This window comes from Enterococcus sp. LJL90 (assembly GCF_056924355.1).
On sequence record NZ_JBXPBQ010000001.1, the window covers coordinates 540674 to 558628 of the forward strand.

Below are 17955 nucleotides of genomic sequence, written 5' to 3' on the forward strand. Positions count from 1 at the left end.
TGGAAGTATATCATTTTTTAGCAAAAAAATAAAAAGATATGGCTTAACATATCTTTTTATCAATGTTTAATCCTCAAGAATCCGCTGTAGGAAAGCCTTCGTCCGCTCGTGACGGGGGGTGACAAAAATATCCTCAGGAGTGCCTTCTTCTGCGATAATTCCTTGGTCCATAAAGATTACCCGGTCGGAAACATCTTTTGCAAAAGCCATTTCGTGGGTGACAATTACCATTGTCAAGCCGGTGTGGGCCAAAGCCTTCATAGTTTTTAGAACTTCTCCCACCATCTCTGGGTCAAGGGCTGAAGTCGGTTCGTCAAACAATAGCACATCAGGATTCATAGAAAGCGCTCGGGCAATGGCTACCCGTTGCTTTTGACCACCGGAGAGCTGACTAGGCTTCGCTTTAACAAAGCGAGCCATGCCGACTTTATCTAAATTTTCTAAAGCAATTTTTTCTGCCTCAGCTTTAGGACGCCTCAAGACAGAAATTTGACCAGAAGTACAGTTGTCCAGGACATTCATATTGTTGAATAAGTTAAATTGCTGGAAAACCATTCCTAAATGGGTCCGATATTTCGGCAAGTCATAACCAGGAGTTAAAACATTTTCTCCGTGAAATAAAATTTCACCACTAGTAGGAATTTCTAACAAATTGATACAGCGTAAAAGCGTCGACTTACCTGAGCCGGAGGAGCCGATAATTGTCACGACTTCTCCTTTTTGAATATCTAAGTGAATATCCTTTAAGACTTCATTTTTACCGAAGTCTTTTTTTAAATGATTAATTTCAATAATATTTTCCATAGCTTACTCCTTCTTAGGAAAAAAATCTATCAGCAGTTATCAAAGCCCTTATTTATCTGCTTCAATTAAGACATCAGTGTTTTCAGCAGCTTCATAGCTGTCGGGGCCATCCATACGTTTTTCCACCACTCGTAAAATCCGGGTAATGGTAAAGGTCAAGACAAAATAAATCACGCAGATAATGGCATAAGTTTGGAAGAACATGTAATTTGTTCCGGCAGCAGATTTTCCTTGGAAAAATAATTCCGTCACAGAAATAATACTCAAGACAGAAGTATCTTTAATGTTGATAACAAATTCATTGCCGGTAGCCGGTAAAATATTGCGCATCACTTGAGGTAAGACAACCTTCAGCATCGTTTGACGATGGGTCATGCCGATTGCCTGAGCGGCTTCAAATTGGCCTTTGTCGACCGAGAAAATACCGCCACGAACGATTTCCGACATATAAGCTCCCGTGTTTACGGAAACAATGATTAAAGCAGCAACAGTTCGATTCATATCTAAATTAAAGGCTAAAGCCATTCCATAATAAAAAACAGCCGCTTGTACAATCATCGGAGTTCCCCGGAAAATTTCAATATAAGCCGACAATACCCAGCCAAAGAATTTTTGCAGACCGCGTTTAATTTTATTAGCTGCTAAAGGAGTTGTCCGATACACACCGACTAAAAGACCGATAAAGGTGCCGACAAAGGTGCCGATAATTGCTAGAAAAAGTGTCATGCCGGCCCCTTGTAAAAAGAGGGTGCCGTTTTGGCGAATAATCCGCACAAAAGCATTTTCGCTGGTTCCGTCTGTGCTATTATCTTCAGCGGTGGCCGGTTGCGTTTCAATCGCGTTGTCCATAATGTCAATCCGTTCATCTTCTGAGATGCCCGCTAAGATTTGATTAATCTCCGCTAGGTAAGGAGAATTTTTTTGTAATCCCACCGAGACTTGGACATCTTCTGGATTCACATTGAAGCCTTCGCCATCCGCAAACTCCACCATTTTTAAATCAGGATTAACTTCTTGTGCGGTAACGCCTTCTGGTCGTTCGCTGACATAGCCGTCAATGGTGCCAGACTCTAAGGCGACCCGCATCGCGGCAAAATTATCATAGGCCGTCAGTTTTTCAACATCTGGAATTTGATCAATCACATCATAATGAAAAGTGCTCAGCTGAGCAGTAATTCTAGCGCCGGCAAAATCCGCTAAAGAGGTAGCTGTGGCGTAGCGGGTATCGTTGCGGGTGACAATAACTAGATTTGATTCATAATAGGCGTCAGTGAAATCAATTTCCTGGCGCCGTTCTTCAGTCGGCGACATGCCGGCAATAATCGCATCAATCACACCAGATTGTAACGATGGCAATAAACCGTCCCACTCAGTTTTGACAATCACCAGCTCTTTGCCTAAACCAGCGGCAATTTTCTTGGCGATTTCGACGTCATAGCCGCCAGCATAAGAGCTGTCGCCAGAAATCGGCACAGCACCGTTGGCATCGGTTTGCTGGGTCCAGTTAAACGGGGCATAGCCTGCCTCCATGCCCACCCGAAACTCACCGTTTGTCGTTGCAGTCTCACTTGTGGAGGTGGTGGCATTGGCAGCTTGCGGCAAAATTATCAAACACAGCAGCGCCGTCAGCAGTAAATAAAATTTTTTCATAAGTAGTTTCCTTCCCTTAATTCCTCACGACAAAAAAACAGCCTAGCTAAATTGACTAGGCTGTATACATCTTCATGAACCGACATCCATAGCACAACTTAGCAATTTGCTAAGACAGTTCGCAAATTATTCATTTGCGCCCCAACATCAGCTTGATGAGTCAAGATGATATTTCGGCGGCCTTGCCTAGCTCTGCTTCATAGAAAAACTCATTTCTCGACAGGATTAATCAAGTCCGCGACCTCTACCTTAATAAGGTGTGTCATATTTAATTGTTATGGGCAAGTGTATGGTGAATTCAGAAAAATGTCAATGGTTTTTTAAATTTCTCTGAGAATCCTGCTGTGGTCAACGATTTTCAAGACAAAAAAACAAGAATTCCAATGAAGGAATTCTTGTCTTTGTTTTTTCATTAAGCTGTTGCTTCTTTTGGTTCCCGGCCTAAGATTGCGTAAGCCAAAGCAATGACTAAGAGGATACCGATTAGCACCCAGATTAAGCTTGAATATTGAACAATAGCGAAGTATGACCGCCAAGTACGGAAAACAAACATCGTCACGCCCAATGCAATAACGGAAACAACATTTAAAAAGGCGAAAACCCAAAGATTTCCATTTTCTTTGCGGGATAAATAAAAAATACCGAAGAATAAACTTAATGCGATCCAAGCCATGTTTACAAGGATTAGACCCCAATAAATAATGTATGCCAATGCTACCATTTGATTCACCTCACTTTATATTCCGTAAATAGTTTATCACGTTCCCTTGAGATTGTCATGGTGAAAAAATAAACAAAGAGAAAACTTTGTAAGAATTCTCAGCAGAATATCACTTTTCCGAAAAATTAAGCTATACTAAGGAAAGATGAGGTGATGAGATGAAAACGATGACAATCAAGGAAAGCATTGAGTTGATGCGACAGGCGGAAAACATAACTTTTCTCACCGGCGCTGGAGTTTCCACACCTTCGGGAATTCCAGATTATCGTTCGCTGCAGGGGGTCTATCAGGGAATGGCCGCACCAGAGTATTTATTAAGTCACACGGCTTTACTCCAAGAGCCGGAAAAGTTTTATGAATTTGTTCAATTATTGTATCATCCAGATGCCAAGCCTAATGTGATTCACCAAAAAATGGCGGCCTTTGAAAAGCGCAAACCGACGTGGATTGTCACTCAAAATATTGACGGTCTCCATAGTAAAGCTGGCAGCCAACAATTAGTTGAGTTTCATGGCAGTTTGTATCACTGCCATTGCCGCAAATGTCGCTTACCTGTACCATGGCAAGAGTATCTTATTAGCGATGTTCATGAAAATTGCGGCGGGCAAATCCGACCAGAAGTTGTCTTATATGAAGAAGGTTTTCAAGAGGCTGTCATTGAAAATGCCTTGCAGGCTGTGGCGACAGCAGATTTAATTGTGATTGTGGGCACGACTTTTCAAGTGCATCCATTTTGTGATTTAATCAACGGCAAGACGCAGCAAAAGGTTTTGGCGATTAATCAAACGCCTTTAGGGCATCCTTTGATTGATTATTTTTATCAAGGAGCAGCCGAAGAATTATTTAAACAAGTCTGAAAAAGAGAGGAATCACTAAATGAAGGCAGAAGAACTACGGGAACAGCGGCAAAAAATTGATGCTATCGATCAAGAAATTGTCGCTTTATTGGAAAAGAGAATGGCAGTGGTCAGCCAAATCGCCGCCATTAAAGGCGACAGCCAGGTTGTCTACGATCCCGCCAGAGAAGCGGTGGTTTTGGAGCAGGTGGCGGAGCTGGTTCAGCAAAAAGACTATCAAATGACAATTCAAGAGACTTTTAAAGACGTGATGAAACACTCCCGCAATTACCAAAATCAACAATTAAAGCAGGGTTGACAATGAATGATGGACAAAGAAGAAAAGAAACGATTATCGCCGCTTTAAAAGAGGCTGAAAAACCAATCAGTGCCCAAAAATTTGCCAAGGAACTAGGGGTGAGCCGCCAAATTATCGTTGGTGACGTGGCTTTATTGCGAGCTAGCGGTCAACAGATTATGGCCACCGCCAGAGGTTATTTATTAGCCGGTGACGAGAGCGGCATCACCGCAAAAATTGCCGTCCAGCATGGTCCGGATCAAACGGAGGAAGAGCTGAATATAATTGTAGCAAATGGCGGCGAAATTTTAGATGTGATTGTCGAACATCCTTTATATGGGGAACTGCAGGGGAATTTGCAAATCAAAACCTTTGCAGATGTTCGTCGCTTTATTGCAGACTATCAAAAAGCTGAAGCCACTTTGCTGTCAGAATTGACGGAGGGGATTCATCTGCACACGATTCGCTTTCAGACAGAGGCTGATTTAGTCAAAATCAAACAAGCCTTACAGGAGCAGCAGATTCTATATCAGGAAAAATAAAAATACCAGTTCCTTGACTTAAACTCTAAGGGAAAGCGCCAAAAATTTCGGTTTTGGTGGCCTTCGATTAAGTCAGGAACTGGTATTATGGTTTATTCTAAAACTAAGACGCCATCTTTTAAGGCGTATGGATTTTCAGCATCGATGTGGTCATAGAACATCACACCGTTTAAATGATCAATTTCATGCTGAACGACAATCGCTTGATAATTTTTCAAGCGAATTTTTTGCTGTTGCCCTGTTGCGTCAGTATAAGTGACCGTCACCCGTGCGTGACGAACAACATAGCCGGGCACTTCCCGGTCAACTGATAAACAGCCTTCGCCTTCACCAAGGCAGGCATCTTGAACAGAATGGCTGGCAATTTTTGGATTGTACATGACCGCACTTAACTGGGGCTCTGGTTTTTCCGGATCGTCACTGGGTACATGGACGGCGATAATTCTTTTAGAAATATCTAATTGCGGAGCCGCCAGACCAACGCCTCCCCTTAGTTGCAATTCCTCAGCCTTGACGGGGTCTTGGCTGTTGATTAAAAATTCCAGCATATCTTTACCCAACTGCACATCCTCATCAGAGAGTGGCAAGCTGACTTCTTTAGCGACTTCCCGCAGGGTTGGATGGCCTTCGCGGATAATATTTTCCATGGTAATCAAAATTCTAAATCCCCTTCCTTCAATTAAAGATGGACCTGAAAAAGCTGGTCAGCTGTTCTTTAATTGATTCTCGTGAACTAAGTTTAACACAAATTTTTAGCAATGGTATAGAGTTGTTAATTGATAGCTTTTTCAGCGAAAACTTTTCTTAAGAAAATTATCACTGGCAGCTCGCTGTTTTGTCTGAGGACAGCAACTGAAAGCAATTTCTGAGATTCCCTAAAAATTCCCTAAAAAAAGCCGGCTTTCCCAGGTCGGACTATTGCTTTTTTTAACAAATTCAAGTAAAGTATACTCTGTGCTAAGGCACCGCCTATCACTTGGTTTGACGAATCACCAACGTCTTACTCAGTCATGGGGAGAATATTTTAGAAAGAGGTGGAAAACATGGCAATTTCAAAAGAACGCAAAAACGAAATCATCGCTGATTACGCTCGCCATGAAGGAGATACTGGTTCACCAGAAGTACAAATCGCTGTATTAACGGAAGAAATCAATCACCTGAATGAGCATGCACGAGTTCACAAAAAAGATCACCATTCTTACCGTGGACTAATGAAAAAAGTTGGTCACCGTCGTAACTTGTTAGCTTACTTACGTAAAACTGACGTTCAACGTTACCGCGAATTAATCCAACGCTTAGGCTTACGTCGTTAATCAAAGGAAAGTGGGGTTCCAAGGGGATCTCACTTTTTTTCTGTAGGATCTACCGCCTGTTTTAAGGCGCAAAAATAAACCCCTCCAACCGCCAAGAGACCTTCTACTAACCAAATGAAAGTCTGAAATTTTTTTTGATTTTCATTTGTTTAGTAGCGTGTCAGGGCAAGTTGGAAAAAAGGAGCAGAATATGTCAGAAAAACAAGTTTTTAAAACAAACTGGGGCGGACGCCCGCTGGAAGTTGAAATCGGACAAATGGCCAAACAAGCCAATGGAGCTGTTTTGGTTCGTTATGGCGACACAGTTGTACTAAGTGCAGCTGTAGCCTCAAAAGAAGCTAAGGATACTGATTTCTTCCCATTAACCATTAATTACGAAGAAAAAATGTATGCTGTCGGTAAAATCCCCGGCGGTTTCATCAAACGGGAAGGCCGTCCAAGCACCGATGCGACCTTAACGGCTCGTTTAATCGACCGTCCGATTCGACCAATGTTTGCTGATGGTTTCAGAAATGAAGTCCAAGTAACCAATATCGTCATGAGTGTCGAACAAGATTGCTCACCTTCAATGGCGGCAATGTTTGGTTCATCATTGGCTTTAGCTATCTCAGATATTCCTTTTGATGGTCCAATTGCTGGTGTGGATGTCGGTCGGGTCAATGGCGAGTATGTCTTAAACCCAACTGTTGAACAAGCCGAACAAACCGATATTTCATTAACGGTTGCTGGTACTAAAAAAGCTATCAACATGGTGGAATCTGGTGCCAAAGAAGTTTCTGAAGAAGATATGCTAGGCGCTTTGCTCTTTGGTTTTGCAGCTATCCAAGAATTAGTGGCTTTCCAAGAAGAAATCGTTGCAGCAGTCGGCAAAGAAAAAATGACTGTGACTTTATTAGAAGTCAATCCAGACTTGAAAAAAGAAATCTTTGCTGAATATTATCCTGTCATGAAGGAAGCGGTCTTAACCGAAGAAAAATTGGCTCGGGAAGACAATATTGAAGCCGTCAAAGAAAAAGTTAAAGAAGTTTACGGTGAAAAATATGCCAATGTTGAATTAGAAGACATTGACCAAGTACAAATCACCAAAGAAATCAAACAAATTGCCGAAGACTTAGAAAAAGATGTCGTTCGGGAATTAATTACCATTGATAAAATCCGTCCTGATGGCCGTAAATTAGACGAAATTCGTTCATTGTCTTCAGAAGTCGGTATCTTACCACGGGTCCATGGTTCAGGTTTATTCACACGGGGACAAACACAAGCATTGTCAGCGGCAACTTTAGCACCCCTTGGGGAACATCAAATTATTGACGGCTTAGGCGTGGAGGATTCAAAACGCTTTATCCATCATTATAATTTTCCACAATTTTCAGTTGGTTCAACTGGCCGTGCCGGTTCACCAGGTCGTCGGGAAATTGGTCACGGAGCGCTAGGTGAACGGGCCTTAGCTCAAGTGATTCCAAGTGAACAAGACTTCCCTTACACAATTCGTTTAGTAGCCGAAGTTTTAGAATCGAACGGTTCTTCTTCTCAAGCAAGTATCTGTGCCGGCACCTTAGCTTTGATGGATGCTGGTGTGCCGATTAAAGCACCGGTTGCCGGAATTGCGATGGGTCTGGTATCTGATGGGGAAAATTACACCATCTTAACAGATATTCAAGGCTTAGAAGACCACTTAGGCGACATGGACTTTAAAGTGGCTGGGACTAAAGACGGTATCACCGCTTTACAAATGGATATTAAAATCCAAGGAATCACTGAACAAATTCTATCTGAAGCTTTGACACAAGCCAAAAAAGCGCGGATGGAAATTTTAGCTGAATTAACTTCAACCTTAGCAGAACCACGGAAAGAATTAAGCAAGTATGCACCTAAGATTGAAATGATTAAAATTGAACCAGCCAAAATCAAAGATGTCATCGGTAAAGGCGGCGAAACCATTAATGGTATCATCGACGAAACCGGCGTTAAAATTGATATCGATCAAGAAGGTAACGTCAGCATCGCTTCTGCGGATGCGGAAATGATCCAAAAAGCCGTCAAGATCATCCAAGACTTAACCAAAGAAATTCAAGTTGGCGAAGTTTACTTAGGTAAAGTGGTCCGCATTGAAAAATTTGGCGCCTTCGTGAATTTAATCAAGGGCAAAGATGCATTAGTGCATATCTCGCAGTTGGCTAACGAACGGGTTAACAAAGTTGAAGACGTGGTGAAACTTGGCGATGAAGTGCTGGTGAAAGTAACGGAAATCGACAGACAAGGCCGGGTTAATGCTTCCCGCAAAGCCATGTTAAAAGACGAGAAAAACGACGAAACAAAATAATTACCTTACAAGACTGCTGCAAGTCGGTGAAAACTGATTTGCAGCAGTTTTTTGGTTTGAAACAGAATGTATTATTTATCAAACTGGGTCCTCGCTGCTTAGTGACAGTAAAAATACTGGCTCAGCTGCTACAATCATTTCAATCAAAACGGTAAAAATTCTTCTTACCGATTTTTAAAATATCGCCAGCCTTGATAGTCAAAGATAAATCTTCAAGATTTAATAAGCGTTGATTCAAATGAACGCCTTTTTGCTGCAGTAGGCGACGAAAGGCACTTTTACTGGCAATAATTTTCTTTTCAATTAATAGTGGTAGTAAATTTTCCAAAGTTGTCGCCTGCTAAAGCTTAATCAGCGGCATATCTTCTGGCATAGCTCCCTGCTGAAAAACTTTTTTGAATTCTTGAGCCGCCGCATCTGCTAGAGAGCGGCCGTGGTATAAGGTGGTAATTTCAAGAGCCAATTCCAGCTTAATATCCCGAGGATTTTCACCAGCTGCCAGCCTTTGAGATAGTTCACTTATCTGCTGAGGATGCAGATCTGTCGCTAATTCAAAGTATTTGATGATTAAATTATCTGGCACCTCCATGACTTTTTTGAACATAATCCGCGGGGCTTCGTTGACGCCGATGTAATTATTTAAACTTTTGCTCATCTTATTAACACCATCTAAACCTTCTAATAGCGGCATAAAAATGGCGACCTGTTTCGCTAAATTTTGTTGTTGCTGCAATTGCCGTCCCATCAAAATATTAAAAGTTTGATCGGTGCCGCCTAATTCAATATCAGCTGAAATGGCCACAGAATCTTGAGCCTGCATCAAGGGGTAGAAAAATTCATGCAACCCAATCGACACTTGGTTGCGGTAGCGGGTTTGAAAATCATCCCGTTCTAACATGCGGGAAATGGTTGTGCTGCTAGCCAAACGCAGTACCTCGGCGAAATTCATTTTAGCCAGCCACTCACTGTTAAAACAGACGGAGGTTTTTTGCGGATCTAAAATCTTAGTGAGCTGCGTAACGTAGGTTTCGGCATTTGCTTGAACCTGCTGGGCTGATAATTGCTGGCGCCCTTGAGCTTTTCCAGTCGGGTCGCCGATTTGGCCGGTGAAATCGCCAATGATTAAGACAACATGATGGCCCAAGTCTTGCAGCTGTTTCATCTTCCGTAAAACTACGGCATGCCCTAAATGAATATCTGGGGCAGAAGGGTCTAGCCCTAGTTTGATAATCAATGGTGTTTTGGTGGCAATAGAGCTTTGTAGTTTTTTTAATAAATCCGCTTCTGAAATAATTTCCTGCGCACCTTTTTTAATTATGACCAATTGTTCTTCTGCTTGCATTTTACCCACTCCTTTTTAAAATAAAAAAAAACGCCCTTCAGCTTATTCAGCTAAAGGACGTCCAACAGACGTGTTACCACCTAAATTCAGAAATTGCTCAGACAATTTCCCTCAACAAGTACCTCTGATACTTGTGCGTTTTTAACGGACGCAAGCCCGATTCCCCTACTAAAATTCAGGTGACAGCTCAAAGATGTATTCCTAAAAGTTTTCTTTGCGCCTCTCATCAGCCGGCAGCTTTCTGTAAAATACCACTTAAAGTACTCGTTCTTCTCAACACTTATGTATGAAATTATCAGCAGTGTAGCATTTGTGCTTTCAGCTTGTCAAGCTTTCTTGGAGGTTTCTACCATAATCCCGGCTCGGCTGTGACCAAAATTTCTTCTTTAGAAAACGGGTGGGGCATTTTAAGCTGATAGGCGTGAAGAGCTAGCCGCTGCTTACGACTACCGGGATTATACAAAGGATCGCCGACCAGTGGATGACCGATACTTAATAAATGCACACGAATCTGATGGGTGCGACCAGTTTCCAGCTGACAAATTATCTTAGAGGTTGCACCGCTTTTGACGACATGCACATGGGTGATGGCTGCTTGGCCATTTTTAGAATCGATGATCCGTTTACGGCGGTCATGACGGTCACGGCCGATTTTTTTTGCTATCGTCAGATCCTCTTTCAGCTGACCTTCAACGATTGCTTGATAAAACCGCTGAATTTGCTTACTTTCCAAGAGACGACCTAAAATCGGCAGCACCAACGGGTTTTTGGCAAAAACGATACAGCCGCTAGTTTCTTTGTCCAAACGATGCACGACAAACGGCTGAGTTCCTGTTGGTTTTAGATAGGCGGCCAAGTGATTTAATAAAGTATCATTTTCCGTCGGCTGATTGGGATGAGTTTTAATACCAGCCGGTTTATTGACAATGATAATATGCTCGTCTTCAAAGAGAACGTTAACCAATACGGGATTGCCCAGTGCAATTGCTTGATGCTGATAATCGTCAGCCTCCAAGACTAGCGTAATCTGATCGCCGCCGTGAACAATTTGGTGAAACATAGCAGTCTGCTTGTTGACCGCAACATTTTTACGAGTTCGTAAAAAATGGCGGACTTTTCGTGGGACCAGCCATTCTTCTTCCAAAAGCTGGCGCAACGTGATTTCCGGATGATTTTCCGGTAAGTTGATTGTATATTCCATGGGAGCTCCTTAAAATTTATCAGATATTTAATAGTTTTGTAGGATATTCCTTACATTTATCCTCTATAATCAGAGGGCTATCCTAAAATTTTAGAACAGTTAGACTTATGGTAAACTATATAGCATATTTTACAATTTTTATTGGAAACGGAGTAGCCTTAAATGGATTTTCAAGGAATTTTAAAAAAAATCGGCGAAGGGTTCAAAAAGTTTTGGCACTGGCTTAAGCCATATCTATCAAGATTTCATCAAGCCCGTAAGCGGATTTGGAAAAAATATCACATCAATAAAATTATTATTTTATTATCCTTAGTAGCAGTTTTAGTTACTAGCATTTATCTATATACAGTTGCTAAATCAGTCGATGTAGCCGATTTGGAATCAAATTTGCGGGCCTCCACCGTAGTTTATGACAAAGATGGGGAAGAAGCGGGCTCTTTGACAGGAACTTTCGGTCAAAAGGGTACCTACACGGATTTGGCGAATATTTCAACTTATATTCAACAGGCGGTGATTGCCACAGAGGATAAAACCTTTTATAGTCATAATGGCTTCAGTATTAAGGGGATTTTACGGGCGGCCTTTAACTCGCTGCGATCGGGTTCGATTGCCGGTGGTGGGAGTACCATCACCCAGCAATTAGCCAAAAATGCCTTTTTAACTCAAGATCAAACCTTAACCCGGAAAGCCAAAGAATTATTTATGGCGATTGAAATTGAGAAGAAATACTCAAAGGATCAAATTTTAGAAATGTATCTGAATAATGGTTATTTTGGAAATGGTGTTTGGGGCGTTGAAGATGCAGCTCAGAAATATTTTGGCGTTAGCGCTAGTGAAGTCACCATCAGTGAAGCGGCCATGCTGGCTGGCATGCTGAAGGGACCAAGTATTTATAATCCAATCGACAATCCAGAAAATGCCAACAATCGGAAAAGCACGGTGCTGTCTTTGATGCTGGAGGATGCCGTTATTACTCAAGAGCAATATGATGCTGAAAACAGCGTCGATATTACAACATTGCTTTATGATAATTATGAAGCCAAAGATGACTACAGCTATCCGTATTATTTTGATGCAGTTATCAATGAAATCACCAATGAATATGGCATTAATGAAGAAGATTTGTTACAGGATGGTTATCAGATTTATACAGCCTTAGATCAAAATCAGCAAACCGCCATGCAAACAGTTTATGAAAATGATTATCTCTTCCCGGATGCGGCAGCAGATGGGCAAATCGTTCAATCCGGCTCAGTTGCCGTTGACCCTAATACCGGTGGTGTGACAGCCTTGGTGGGGGGCAGAGGCGATTATACCCTGAGGGGCTTTAACTATGCCACTCAGACACAACGCGCACCAGGCTCCACTTTAAAACCAATTAGTGTTTATACGGCTGCCTTAGAGGCGGGTTACACGCCAAGCAGTATTTTACAGGATACGGCACTGGATTATTATGATGTTAAGAACTATGATGGCACCTATTCCGGTGAAGTCCCAATGTATCAGGCGGTTGCCCAAAGTTTAAATAGTCCGGCTGTCTGGCTGCTAAATGAAATTGGTGTCGATGTCGGCTATGCCGAAACGCAAAAATTTGGCATTCCACTGGCAGAATCAGATGCTTATTATGGTCTCGCCCTGGGTGGCTTGGAAAAGGGTGTGTCTCCGCAGCAGATGGCTGAAGCTTATGCGGTCTTTGCCAATGGCGGCACCTTGTATGACACTCATCTAGTTACTAGAATTGTGGATTCTAGCGGCGCCGTGATTGTTGACAACACGGATCAAAGTGGCTCGAAAGTGACCAGCAGTGATGTCACGGATGCTATGACGAGTATGCTATTAGGAGTCTTTTCAAATGGGACAGGTTCAAGAGCCAATCCTAGCGGGTATACGCTGGCAGGGAAAACTGGTACTCAAGAAGCCAGTTTCTCTGATACAGCCAATAGTGACCAATGGATTGTCGGCTATACGCCTAATATTGTTGTCGCAACTTGGATTGGTTTTCCGACGACGGATGAAAGTCATTATCTTGAAGGCTCCAGCAGTACTGGAGTCGCGCCGGTCTTCAAGGCGCAGACGGAGGCTATTTTACCTTATGTGGAATCGGCCAGCTTTGATGTTGTTGACGCCTATTTGACAGATGGTCAAGTTGTTTCTACAGAGGATTACAATGATACAAGTGGCAGCAGTGATTCCAGCTCTGATAACAATAGTAGCTGGTCAGATTCATTGAGTGGTGTTGGCGACAGCTTGAAGGAAATTGGTGGTCAGATTAAAGATGGCTTTGACAACCTTGTCGGCGGTGCCAGCGACTGGTGGAATTCAATTACCGGAGATTAATTTTGCCTATCAAAAGGCGGATTTCATGTTACAATAAAAGATATCAAGAAAAGGAGCTTATCCAAATGTCTAATATTTACGATAGTGCCAATCAAATCGAACAAGAAATCAGAACTTTACCTGAATTTAAAGCCCTACAGGAAGCTTTTGAAGCAGTTAAAGCTGACAGTGAAGCGTATCAAGTGTTCCAAGATTTCCAAGCATTGCAAATGCAATTACAAGAAAAAAGCATGCAAGGTCAAGAAATCACCGATGAAGATGCTACTAACGCACAGGAAATGGCAGCGAAAGTTCAAGCTGCACCATTAATTAATACTATGATGGAAAAGGAACAAGCCTTCAGCACAATTATGAATGACTTAAACCGCATCATCATGACGCCAGTACGGGAAATGTATCAAGGATAATTAAGTTAAAACTAAAGAGCTTCTCCGCGATAAAATTATAGAGGTAAGTAATTGACCTTTAGAGTTTTCAGTCGCGGTGGAGGCTCTTTTTTGTATTTTGGAAAATGAAAAAACCGAAGCTCTCTAAGAAAACCAAGTGCAGATTGCTAAAAATGAACAATTTGCTAAAGGCCGACTAGTGAGAGCTTCGGTTTTATTTATTTGCAATTGATAGGAAGGCTACGGTTAAGCGTAGGCTACGACAATTAAATTAACAGTATCATTGACACAAGCCTGCAATGTAATTCTTTCACCGCCACCGCTTCCGGTAATGGTGCTCCAGTAGTTAACACCGTCGCTAATACCGACAGCAGAATCATTGACTTGGAAAATTGAAGAGACTGTATAAGTGGTTGGTGTGCCATTGCTGTCAGTGACAACAATCTGGCTGCCAGAACCTAAACTGAAAATTGCTGAGAAAATACCAGGGTTATGGCCAATAAAGTGTGTGTTTAAGCCATCTGTACCAGATTGAACAGCTGCACCTCCCCAAGTAGAAATCGTTCCATTGGGATTGCTGTCAATAATGTTTTGACCGCTACCTTGGCCGCCATTTTGGTAAGGGATGGCTGTGCCGGCAAGGTACATGGTCATTGCTGAATATGATGAAGTTGCTGAAACATTGGTCGATGTGCTACTGCTTTGAGCAGCACTACTAGAATCGCTCGCTGCTGATGAATTATCAGCAGTTGTAGTAGAAGAGCTTGCAGCCGTTGTATCTTGGCTGACAGTTTGCGCAACTGCTTCAGGTTGAACAACTTCATTGACTGTAACAGTTTTAGTAGCCGTTCCAGTATTACCAGCTTTATCAGTGACACTCAATTTAACTTCATAAGTGCCAGGTGTTTGGGTATCAACTGTACCATCTGTACCATCTGTTTGAATTTGATCTGTTACATCCTTATCAACATTATCTTTGGCGGTTACACCATCTAAAATATTTAAATCGGTTCCTTCATCAATTGTCACATCTTCCGTCGTAATTACCGGTGCAACATTATCTGTGAGAGAATCACCAGCTTCGGGAACATTTTCGATTAATTGAATTGAATCTTCTGTACTGTCAGCAGCCAGTTGATTAGCTAAGTCAACACTGCTTAAAGTTTCTGCATCTGCAACGTCTGCAGGAGTTAGTGATTGGTATGCCAAGGCACCACCTGAGACAAATACCGCACCAGCAACTAAAATTCCTACAACCATCAACTTTTTATTCGTATCTTTCATTTTTGGGTCCTCCAAATTTTTATTGGCGGATTCCATTTATCGATAAATCAAATCTACACCCATAGTATAGAGCCGATTCAGTTAAAAGCTGTAGTTCCGGAATCGGTTTTGAAATAACAAAAGTGAAAAACCTTATGGCTCTCAAGGGTTTCCCGTTCAATTTCAAGAATTTTTCTGCATATATAAAAAAAGACAGATAAAATAACGTTCTCAGAGTTTTTTTAAGGGGTAAAAAATGAATGATTCCTTGAGTCGTATGACTTGACAAGGGTTTTTGGAACCTATAAAAACATTTTCATTTTTTTTTGAAAATGAAAAAATAGCACAAAAAAATTCTTCAAATTTTTCTAAATTTAGAAAAATTTGAAGAATTAAATAACTGTCACGAAATTTATTTCGCAGGCAATTTTTGGTTAAGGATTTTCTTGGTCATGATGATGGTTATGAAATGAAGTGCTGACTTTGTTTAAAATGTAAAGGACAATCACTAATAGGAGAATTGAAATCGATAAGAGCAGAGTTTGCTCGGCTTCTCCATGGATTACCAGCAGCTGCCTTAAAATCGCAGTCAAGCTGATTAAAATCAAATAGCGAATCGGAATGTGATGACCTTCTTGAATATAGCGGACAATCATCATCACAAATTCAAACAACATAAAGAAGGAAGTAATCTCCGACATGATAATTGTAAAGTTGTCTGAATTGACAGGTTCAAAGATAAAACGCCACAAATCTAGCAGATAGCGGGCCATAAAGATTAAAACGATAACGGCTAAGATTCCTAAAACAACATCTAAAATAATATTTAGAATTTTCTTTAATTCATGGTAACGGGTTTCATTCATATTTTCGGCTCCTTTTGTTTAATTTTACCATAAGAAAAACTTTTTGTTTTTGGATTTATCTTTTTTGCCGCCAAAAGGACATAAAAAGGACAGCAACTTTCTCTAGAAGAGATGGGTTGCTGTCCTTTTGGGGTGGGGAATGGGGTAGTAAAAGCCGGCAATTTTACATATCTTTAATGGAAGAAATAGCTTTGCGAACCTTAGAAATAGATTCTTGGGCTGCTTCTGTCTTGGAAAACATCAAGATGACATAAAGCGAGTCCATGATACTCAGCTGAGAAATCCGCGAAGCCAATGCCTCAGAGCGGAATTCAGTTTCCTCAGAGATTGCGATAAAGACGACATCACCAAAGGCCGCTAAGGGTGAGCGGGCATAGCTGGTCAATACGATGATTTTGGCGCCAGTTTCTTTAATTAGTTTTGCAATGCGAATGGTTTCCTTTGATTTTCCAGTATGTGAAATCAAAATGGCACAATCATCTTTTGTCATCAAAGAAGCTTCCATTAATTGAATGTGATAATCTGTGCTGTGGAAGACTGTTGCCGGCGAACGTAGAAACTTATGATAGGCATCAGTGGCGACAATTTCTGAGCCCCCCACACCAAAAAAGTATAAACGTTGGGCATTGTTGATATAGCTGACAGCCTTATCCAAATCCTCCTCAGTTAGGAGCTTTCTCGTGTCTGTTAGTGTTGAGATATTGGAGTCAAAGACTTTTTGCGCCTTTGTCAGATTGCTATCGTCTTTTTGAATATTTTCGTGGATAGAGATGGCCGGAAAATCTTTTTCTTGAGTTAAAAGAGCCATTTTGAAATCTTTGAAGCCATTATAACCGAGCTTTTTTGTAAACTGAAAAAAAGTCGAGTCAGCAATCGCCAGCTGATTGGCAATATCACTAATAGAACTGTGGCTGACCTGCAGGGGATTTTCTAAAATAAAATCGGCTATCCTTTGTTCTTTGGGACTAAAACTATCGTACATTGTCTTAATTTGTAAACGAATGGAGACAGTCATCTGGTACCCTCCTTTACGTTTTTCGGGTTCAGTTGTTTCTAAAGTAAAGATACAGCGTTTGCAAAAAAAAATCAACAAAAAATATTTTTTATTTTTGCCTTTACAAAAAAATATTTTTTTGTATAATGAAATTATAAAGATTGGAGGCGCTAACATGGAAGTTGGGGTTGTCGGTTTGGGAAAGATGGGCTTAAATCTTGCTTACAACTTAAAAGATCATGGTTATGATGTCAAAGGGATGGATGTTTCGGTTGAAGCGGTGAAAGCAGCAAAAGAGAAAGGAATTACTATTTTCTCTGAAGCGGAAGATTTGGTTGCATCCTTTAATGAACGACGGATTATCTGGTTGATGTTGCCAGCTGGAGAGATTACCGAAAATGTTTTAGATGTTTTCTTTCCATTGTTAAATGAAAACGATATCGTAATCGAAGGCGGCAATTCGAATTACAAAGATTCAATTAGACGAGCTGCCAAATTTGCCGAAAAACACATCAGCTACTTTGACTGCGGGACCTCAGGTGGGATTTCTGGTGCCCGTCAAGATGCTTGTTTGATGATTGGCGGAGACCAGGAAGTTTTTTCGTCTATTGAACAAATTTTTCAAGATTTGGCGGTGGAGAAGGGCTATTTATATGCTGGTGCTTCAGGCAGTGGCCATTTTCTAAAAATGGTCCATAACGGGATTGAATACGGTATGATGCAAGCGATTGGCGAAGGCTTTCAATTGGTAGAGCAAAGTGATTACAATTTTGATTTAGCCGATGTTGCCAAGGTGTGGAATCATGGTTCAGTTGTTCGTAGCTGGCTAATGGAAATTGCTGAAGCGCAATTTAGAGAGAGCCCTAAACTGGCAGATTACCGTGGAGTAGTTGCGGCCTCAGGTGAAGCCAAATGGACGGTAGAAACGGCCCTTGAAATGGAGGTGCCAGTACCGACAATTGCTTTAAGTTTGTTTATGCGGAACTTGTCGCAGGAAGAAGATAGTTTTTCAGCAAAAGTTGTTTCAGCTTTACGTAATGGATTTGGTGGTCATGCAGTCGTGAAAAAGGATTAGGAGG

At 41.4% G+C, this 17955-nt stretch carries 18 protein-coding genes, 1 riboswitch and 1 other annotated feature; of the genes, 8 read left to right on the plus strand and 10 right to left on the minus strand.

Annotation, left to right across the window (positions count from 1 at the left end; all coding sequences use genetic code 11):
• Positions 1–66 precede the first annotated feature (66 nt).
• The 3 genes from AC1Z3S_RS02385 to AC1Z3S_RS02395 form a co-directional block, all read right to left on the minus strand.
• Complete coding sequence (locus AC1Z3S_RS02385; RefSeq protein ID WP_461739020.1) at positions 67–804, minus strand: amino acid ABC transporter ATP-binding protein; 738 nt, start codon at positions 802–804, stop codon at positions 67–69.
• A gap of 48 nt (positions 805–852) precedes the next feature.
• Positions 853–2454: an ABC transporter permease subunit gene (locus AC1Z3S_RS02390; RefSeq protein WP_461739021.1), complete on the minus strand. Its 1602-nt coding sequence runs from the start codon at positions 2452–2454 to the stop codon at positions 853–855.
• 81 nt (positions 2455–2535) lie between these two features.
• Positions 2536–2709: riboswitch (Lysine riboswitch) on the minus strand.
• A 157-nt stretch (positions 2710–2866) separates the two neighbouring features.
• The gene (locus AC1Z3S_RS02395) at positions 2867–3175 is read right to left on the minus strand and encodes a hypothetical protein (RefSeq protein WP_461737044.1); all 309 of its coding nucleotides are present in this window, start codon (positions 3173–3175) and stop codon (positions 2867–2869) included.
• 158 nt (positions 3176–3333) lie between these two features.
• Here AC1Z3S_RS02395 and AC1Z3S_RS02400 point away from each other — a divergent pair, with 158 nt between their 5' ends.
• Genes AC1Z3S_RS02400 through AC1Z3S_RS02410 form a run of 3 tightly spaced genes read left to right on the plus strand, consistent with a single transcriptional unit; the run spans position 3334 to position 4851 of the window.
• Positions 3334–4032, plus strand: a complete 699-nt coding sequence (locus tag AC1Z3S_RS02400) for an NAD-dependent protein deacylase (RefSeq protein WP_461739022.1) — start codon at positions 3334–3336, stop codon at positions 4030–4032.
• A 19-nt stretch (positions 4033–4051) separates the two neighbouring features.
• Complete coding sequence (locus AC1Z3S_RS02405; protein WP_461739023.1) at positions 4052–4330, plus strand: chorismate mutase; 279 nt, start codon at positions 4052–4054, stop codon at positions 4328–4330.
• A 2-nt stretch (positions 4331–4332) separates the two neighbouring features.
• The gene (locus tag AC1Z3S_RS02410) at positions 4333–4851 is read left to right on the plus strand and encodes a transcription repressor NadR (RefSeq protein WP_461739024.1); all 519 of its coding nucleotides are present in this window, start codon (positions 4333–4335) and stop codon (positions 4849–4851) included.
• 92 nt (positions 4852–4943) lie between these two features.
• Here the strand turns inward: AC1Z3S_RS02410 and def are convergent, their stop codons facing one another.
• The gene (gene def / locus AC1Z3S_RS02415; protein ID WP_461737040.1) at positions 4944–5507 is read right to left on the minus strand and encodes a peptide deformylase; all 564 of its coding nucleotides are present in this window, start codon (positions 5505–5507) and stop codon (positions 4944–4946) included.
• Between the two features lie 387 nt (positions 5508–5894).
• Between def and rpsO the strand changes: the two genes are divergently transcribed.
• Entirely contained in the window at positions 5895–6164 is a 270-nt protein-coding gene (rpsO, locus tag AC1Z3S_RS02420; RefSeq protein WP_265456304.1) for a 30S ribosomal protein S15, read from the plus strand.
• Positions 6165–6354: 190 nt separating this feature from the next.
• Complete coding sequence (gene pnp, locus AC1Z3S_RS02425; protein ID WP_461739025.1) at positions 6355–8487, plus strand: polyribonucleotide nucleotidyltransferase; 2133 nt, start codon at positions 6355–6357, stop codon at positions 8485–8487.
• 139 nt (positions 8488–8626) lie between these two features.
• Here pnp and AC1Z3S_RS02430 read toward each other — a convergent pair whose 3' ends face one another.
• The 3 genes from AC1Z3S_RS02430 to AC1Z3S_RS02440 all read right to left on the minus strand — a co-directional run bounded on the left by AC1Z3S_RS02430 (position 8627) and on the right by AC1Z3S_RS02440 (position 11030).
• Positions 8627–8815, minus strand: a complete 189-nt coding sequence (locus AC1Z3S_RS02430; RefSeq protein WP_461739026.1) for a hypothetical protein — start codon at positions 8813–8815, stop codon at positions 8627–8629.
• Between the two features lie 12 nt (positions 8816–8827).
• Complete coding sequence (gene tyrS, locus AC1Z3S_RS02435) at positions 8828–9829, minus strand: tyrosine--tRNA ligase (RefSeq protein ID WP_461739027.1); 1002 nt, start codon at positions 9827–9829, stop codon at positions 8828–8830.
• A gap of 50 nt (positions 9830–9879) precedes the next feature.
• Positions 9880–10115: a binding site (T-box leader), on the minus strand.
• A 60-nt stretch (positions 10116–10175) separates the two neighbouring features.
• Complete coding sequence (locus tag AC1Z3S_RS02440; RefSeq protein ID WP_461739028.1) at positions 10176–11030, minus strand: RluA family pseudouridine synthase; 855 nt, start codon at positions 11028–11030, stop codon at positions 10176–10178.
• Between the two features lie 162 nt (positions 11031–11192).
• Between AC1Z3S_RS02440 and AC1Z3S_RS02445 the strand changes: the two genes are divergently transcribed.
• Entirely contained in the window at positions 11193–13367 is a 2175-nt protein-coding gene (locus tag AC1Z3S_RS02445; protein WP_461739029.1) for a PBP1A family penicillin-binding protein, read from the plus strand.
• Between the two features lie 65 nt (positions 13368–13432).
• Complete coding sequence (locus AC1Z3S_RS02450) at positions 13433–13774, plus strand: YlbF/YmcA family competence regulator (RefSeq protein ID WP_461737036.1); 342 nt, start codon at positions 13433–13435, stop codon at positions 13772–13774.
• 225 nt (positions 13775–13999) lie between these two features.
• Here the strand turns inward: AC1Z3S_RS02450 and AC1Z3S_RS02455 are convergent, their stop codons facing one another.
• From AC1Z3S_RS02455 to AC1Z3S_RS02465, 3 genes are all read right to left on the minus strand, one after another.
• On the minus strand, positions 14000–15037 hold the full coding sequence (locus AC1Z3S_RS02455) for an immunoglobulin-like domain-containing protein (protein WP_461739030.1): 1038 nt from the start codon (positions 15035–15037) through the stop codon (positions 14000–14002).
• Between the two features lie 413 nt (positions 15038–15450).
• Positions 15451–15882 (minus strand): phosphate-starvation-inducible protein PsiE, encoded by a 432-nt coding sequence (psiE, locus tag AC1Z3S_RS02460; RefSeq protein WP_461739031.1) that lies wholly within the window; start codon positions 15880–15882, stop codon positions 15451–15453.
• Between the two features lie 163 nt (positions 15883–16045).
• Positions 16046–16897, minus strand: a complete 852-nt coding sequence (locus AC1Z3S_RS02465) for a MurR/RpiR family transcriptional regulator (protein ID WP_461737033.1) — start codon at positions 16895–16897, stop codon at positions 16046–16048.
• Between the two features lie 154 nt (positions 16898–17051).
• On the opposite strand from AC1Z3S_RS02465, the gene gnd reads away from it, so the two are divergent.
• Entirely contained in the window at positions 17052–17951 is a 900-nt protein-coding gene (gnd, locus tag AC1Z3S_RS02470) for a phosphogluconate dehydrogenase (NAD(+)-dependent, decarboxylating) (RefSeq protein WP_461739032.1), read from the plus strand.
• Positions 17952–17955 lie beyond the last annotated feature (4 nt).

Coding starts and splice junctions, on each gene's coding strand:
- AC1Z3S_RS02385 (WP_461739020.1), bottom strand. CDS start 804: ATGGAAAATATTATTGAAATTAATCATTTAAAAAAAGACTTCGGTAAA.
- AC1Z3S_RS02390 (WP_461739021.1), bottom strand. CDS start 2,454: ATGAAAAAATTTTATTTACTGCTGACGGCGCTGCTGTGTTTGATAATT.
- AC1Z3S_RS02395 (WP_461737044.1), bottom strand. CDS start 3,175: ATGGTAGCATTGGCATACATTATTTATTGGGGTCTAATCCTTGTAAAC.
- AC1Z3S_RS02400 (WP_461739022.1), top strand. CDS start 3,334: ATGAAAACGATGACAATCAAGGAAAGCATTGAGTTGATGCGACAGGCG.
- AC1Z3S_RS02405 (WP_461739023.1), top strand. CDS start 4,052: ATGAAGGCAGAAGAACTACGGGAACAGCGGCAAAAAATTGATGCTATC.
- AC1Z3S_RS02410 (WP_461739024.1), top strand. CDS start 4,333: ATGAATGATGGACAAAGAAGAAAAGAAACGATTATCGCCGCTTTAAAA.
- rpsO (WP_265456304.1), top strand. CDS start 5,895: ATGGCAATTTCAAAAGAACGCAAAAACGAAATCATCGCTGATTACGCT.
- pnp (WP_461739025.1), top strand. CDS start 6,355: ATGTCAGAAAAACAAGTTTTTAAAACAAACTGGGGCGGACGCCCGCTG.
- tyrS (WP_461739027.1), bottom strand. CDS start 9,829: ATGCAAGCAGAAGAACAATTGGTCATAATTAAAAAAGGTGCGCAGGAA.
- AC1Z3S_RS02440 (WP_461739028.1), bottom strand. CDS start 11,030: ATGGAATATACAATCAACTTACCGGAAAATCATCCGGAAATCACGTTG.
- AC1Z3S_RS02445 (WP_461739029.1), top strand. CDS start 11,193: ATGGATTTTCAAGGAATTTTAAAAAAAATCGGCGAAGGGTTCAAAAAG.
- AC1Z3S_RS02450 (WP_461737036.1), top strand. CDS start 13,433: ATGTCTAATATTTACGATAGTGCCAATCAAATCGAACAAGAAATCAGA.
- AC1Z3S_RS02455 (WP_461739030.1), bottom strand. CDS start 15,037: ATGAAAGATACGAATAAAAAGTTGATGGTTGTAGGAATTTTAGTTGCT.
- psiE (WP_461739031.1), bottom strand. CDS start 15,882: ATGAATGAAACCCGTTACCATGAATTAAAGAAAATTCTAAATATTATT.
- AC1Z3S_RS02465 (WP_461737033.1), bottom strand. CDS start 16,897: ATGACTGTCTCCATTCGTTTACAAATTAAGACAATGTACGATAGTTTT.
- gnd (WP_461739032.1), top strand. CDS start 17,052: ATGGAAGTTGGGGTTGTCGGTTTGGGAAAGATGGGCTTAAATCTTGCT.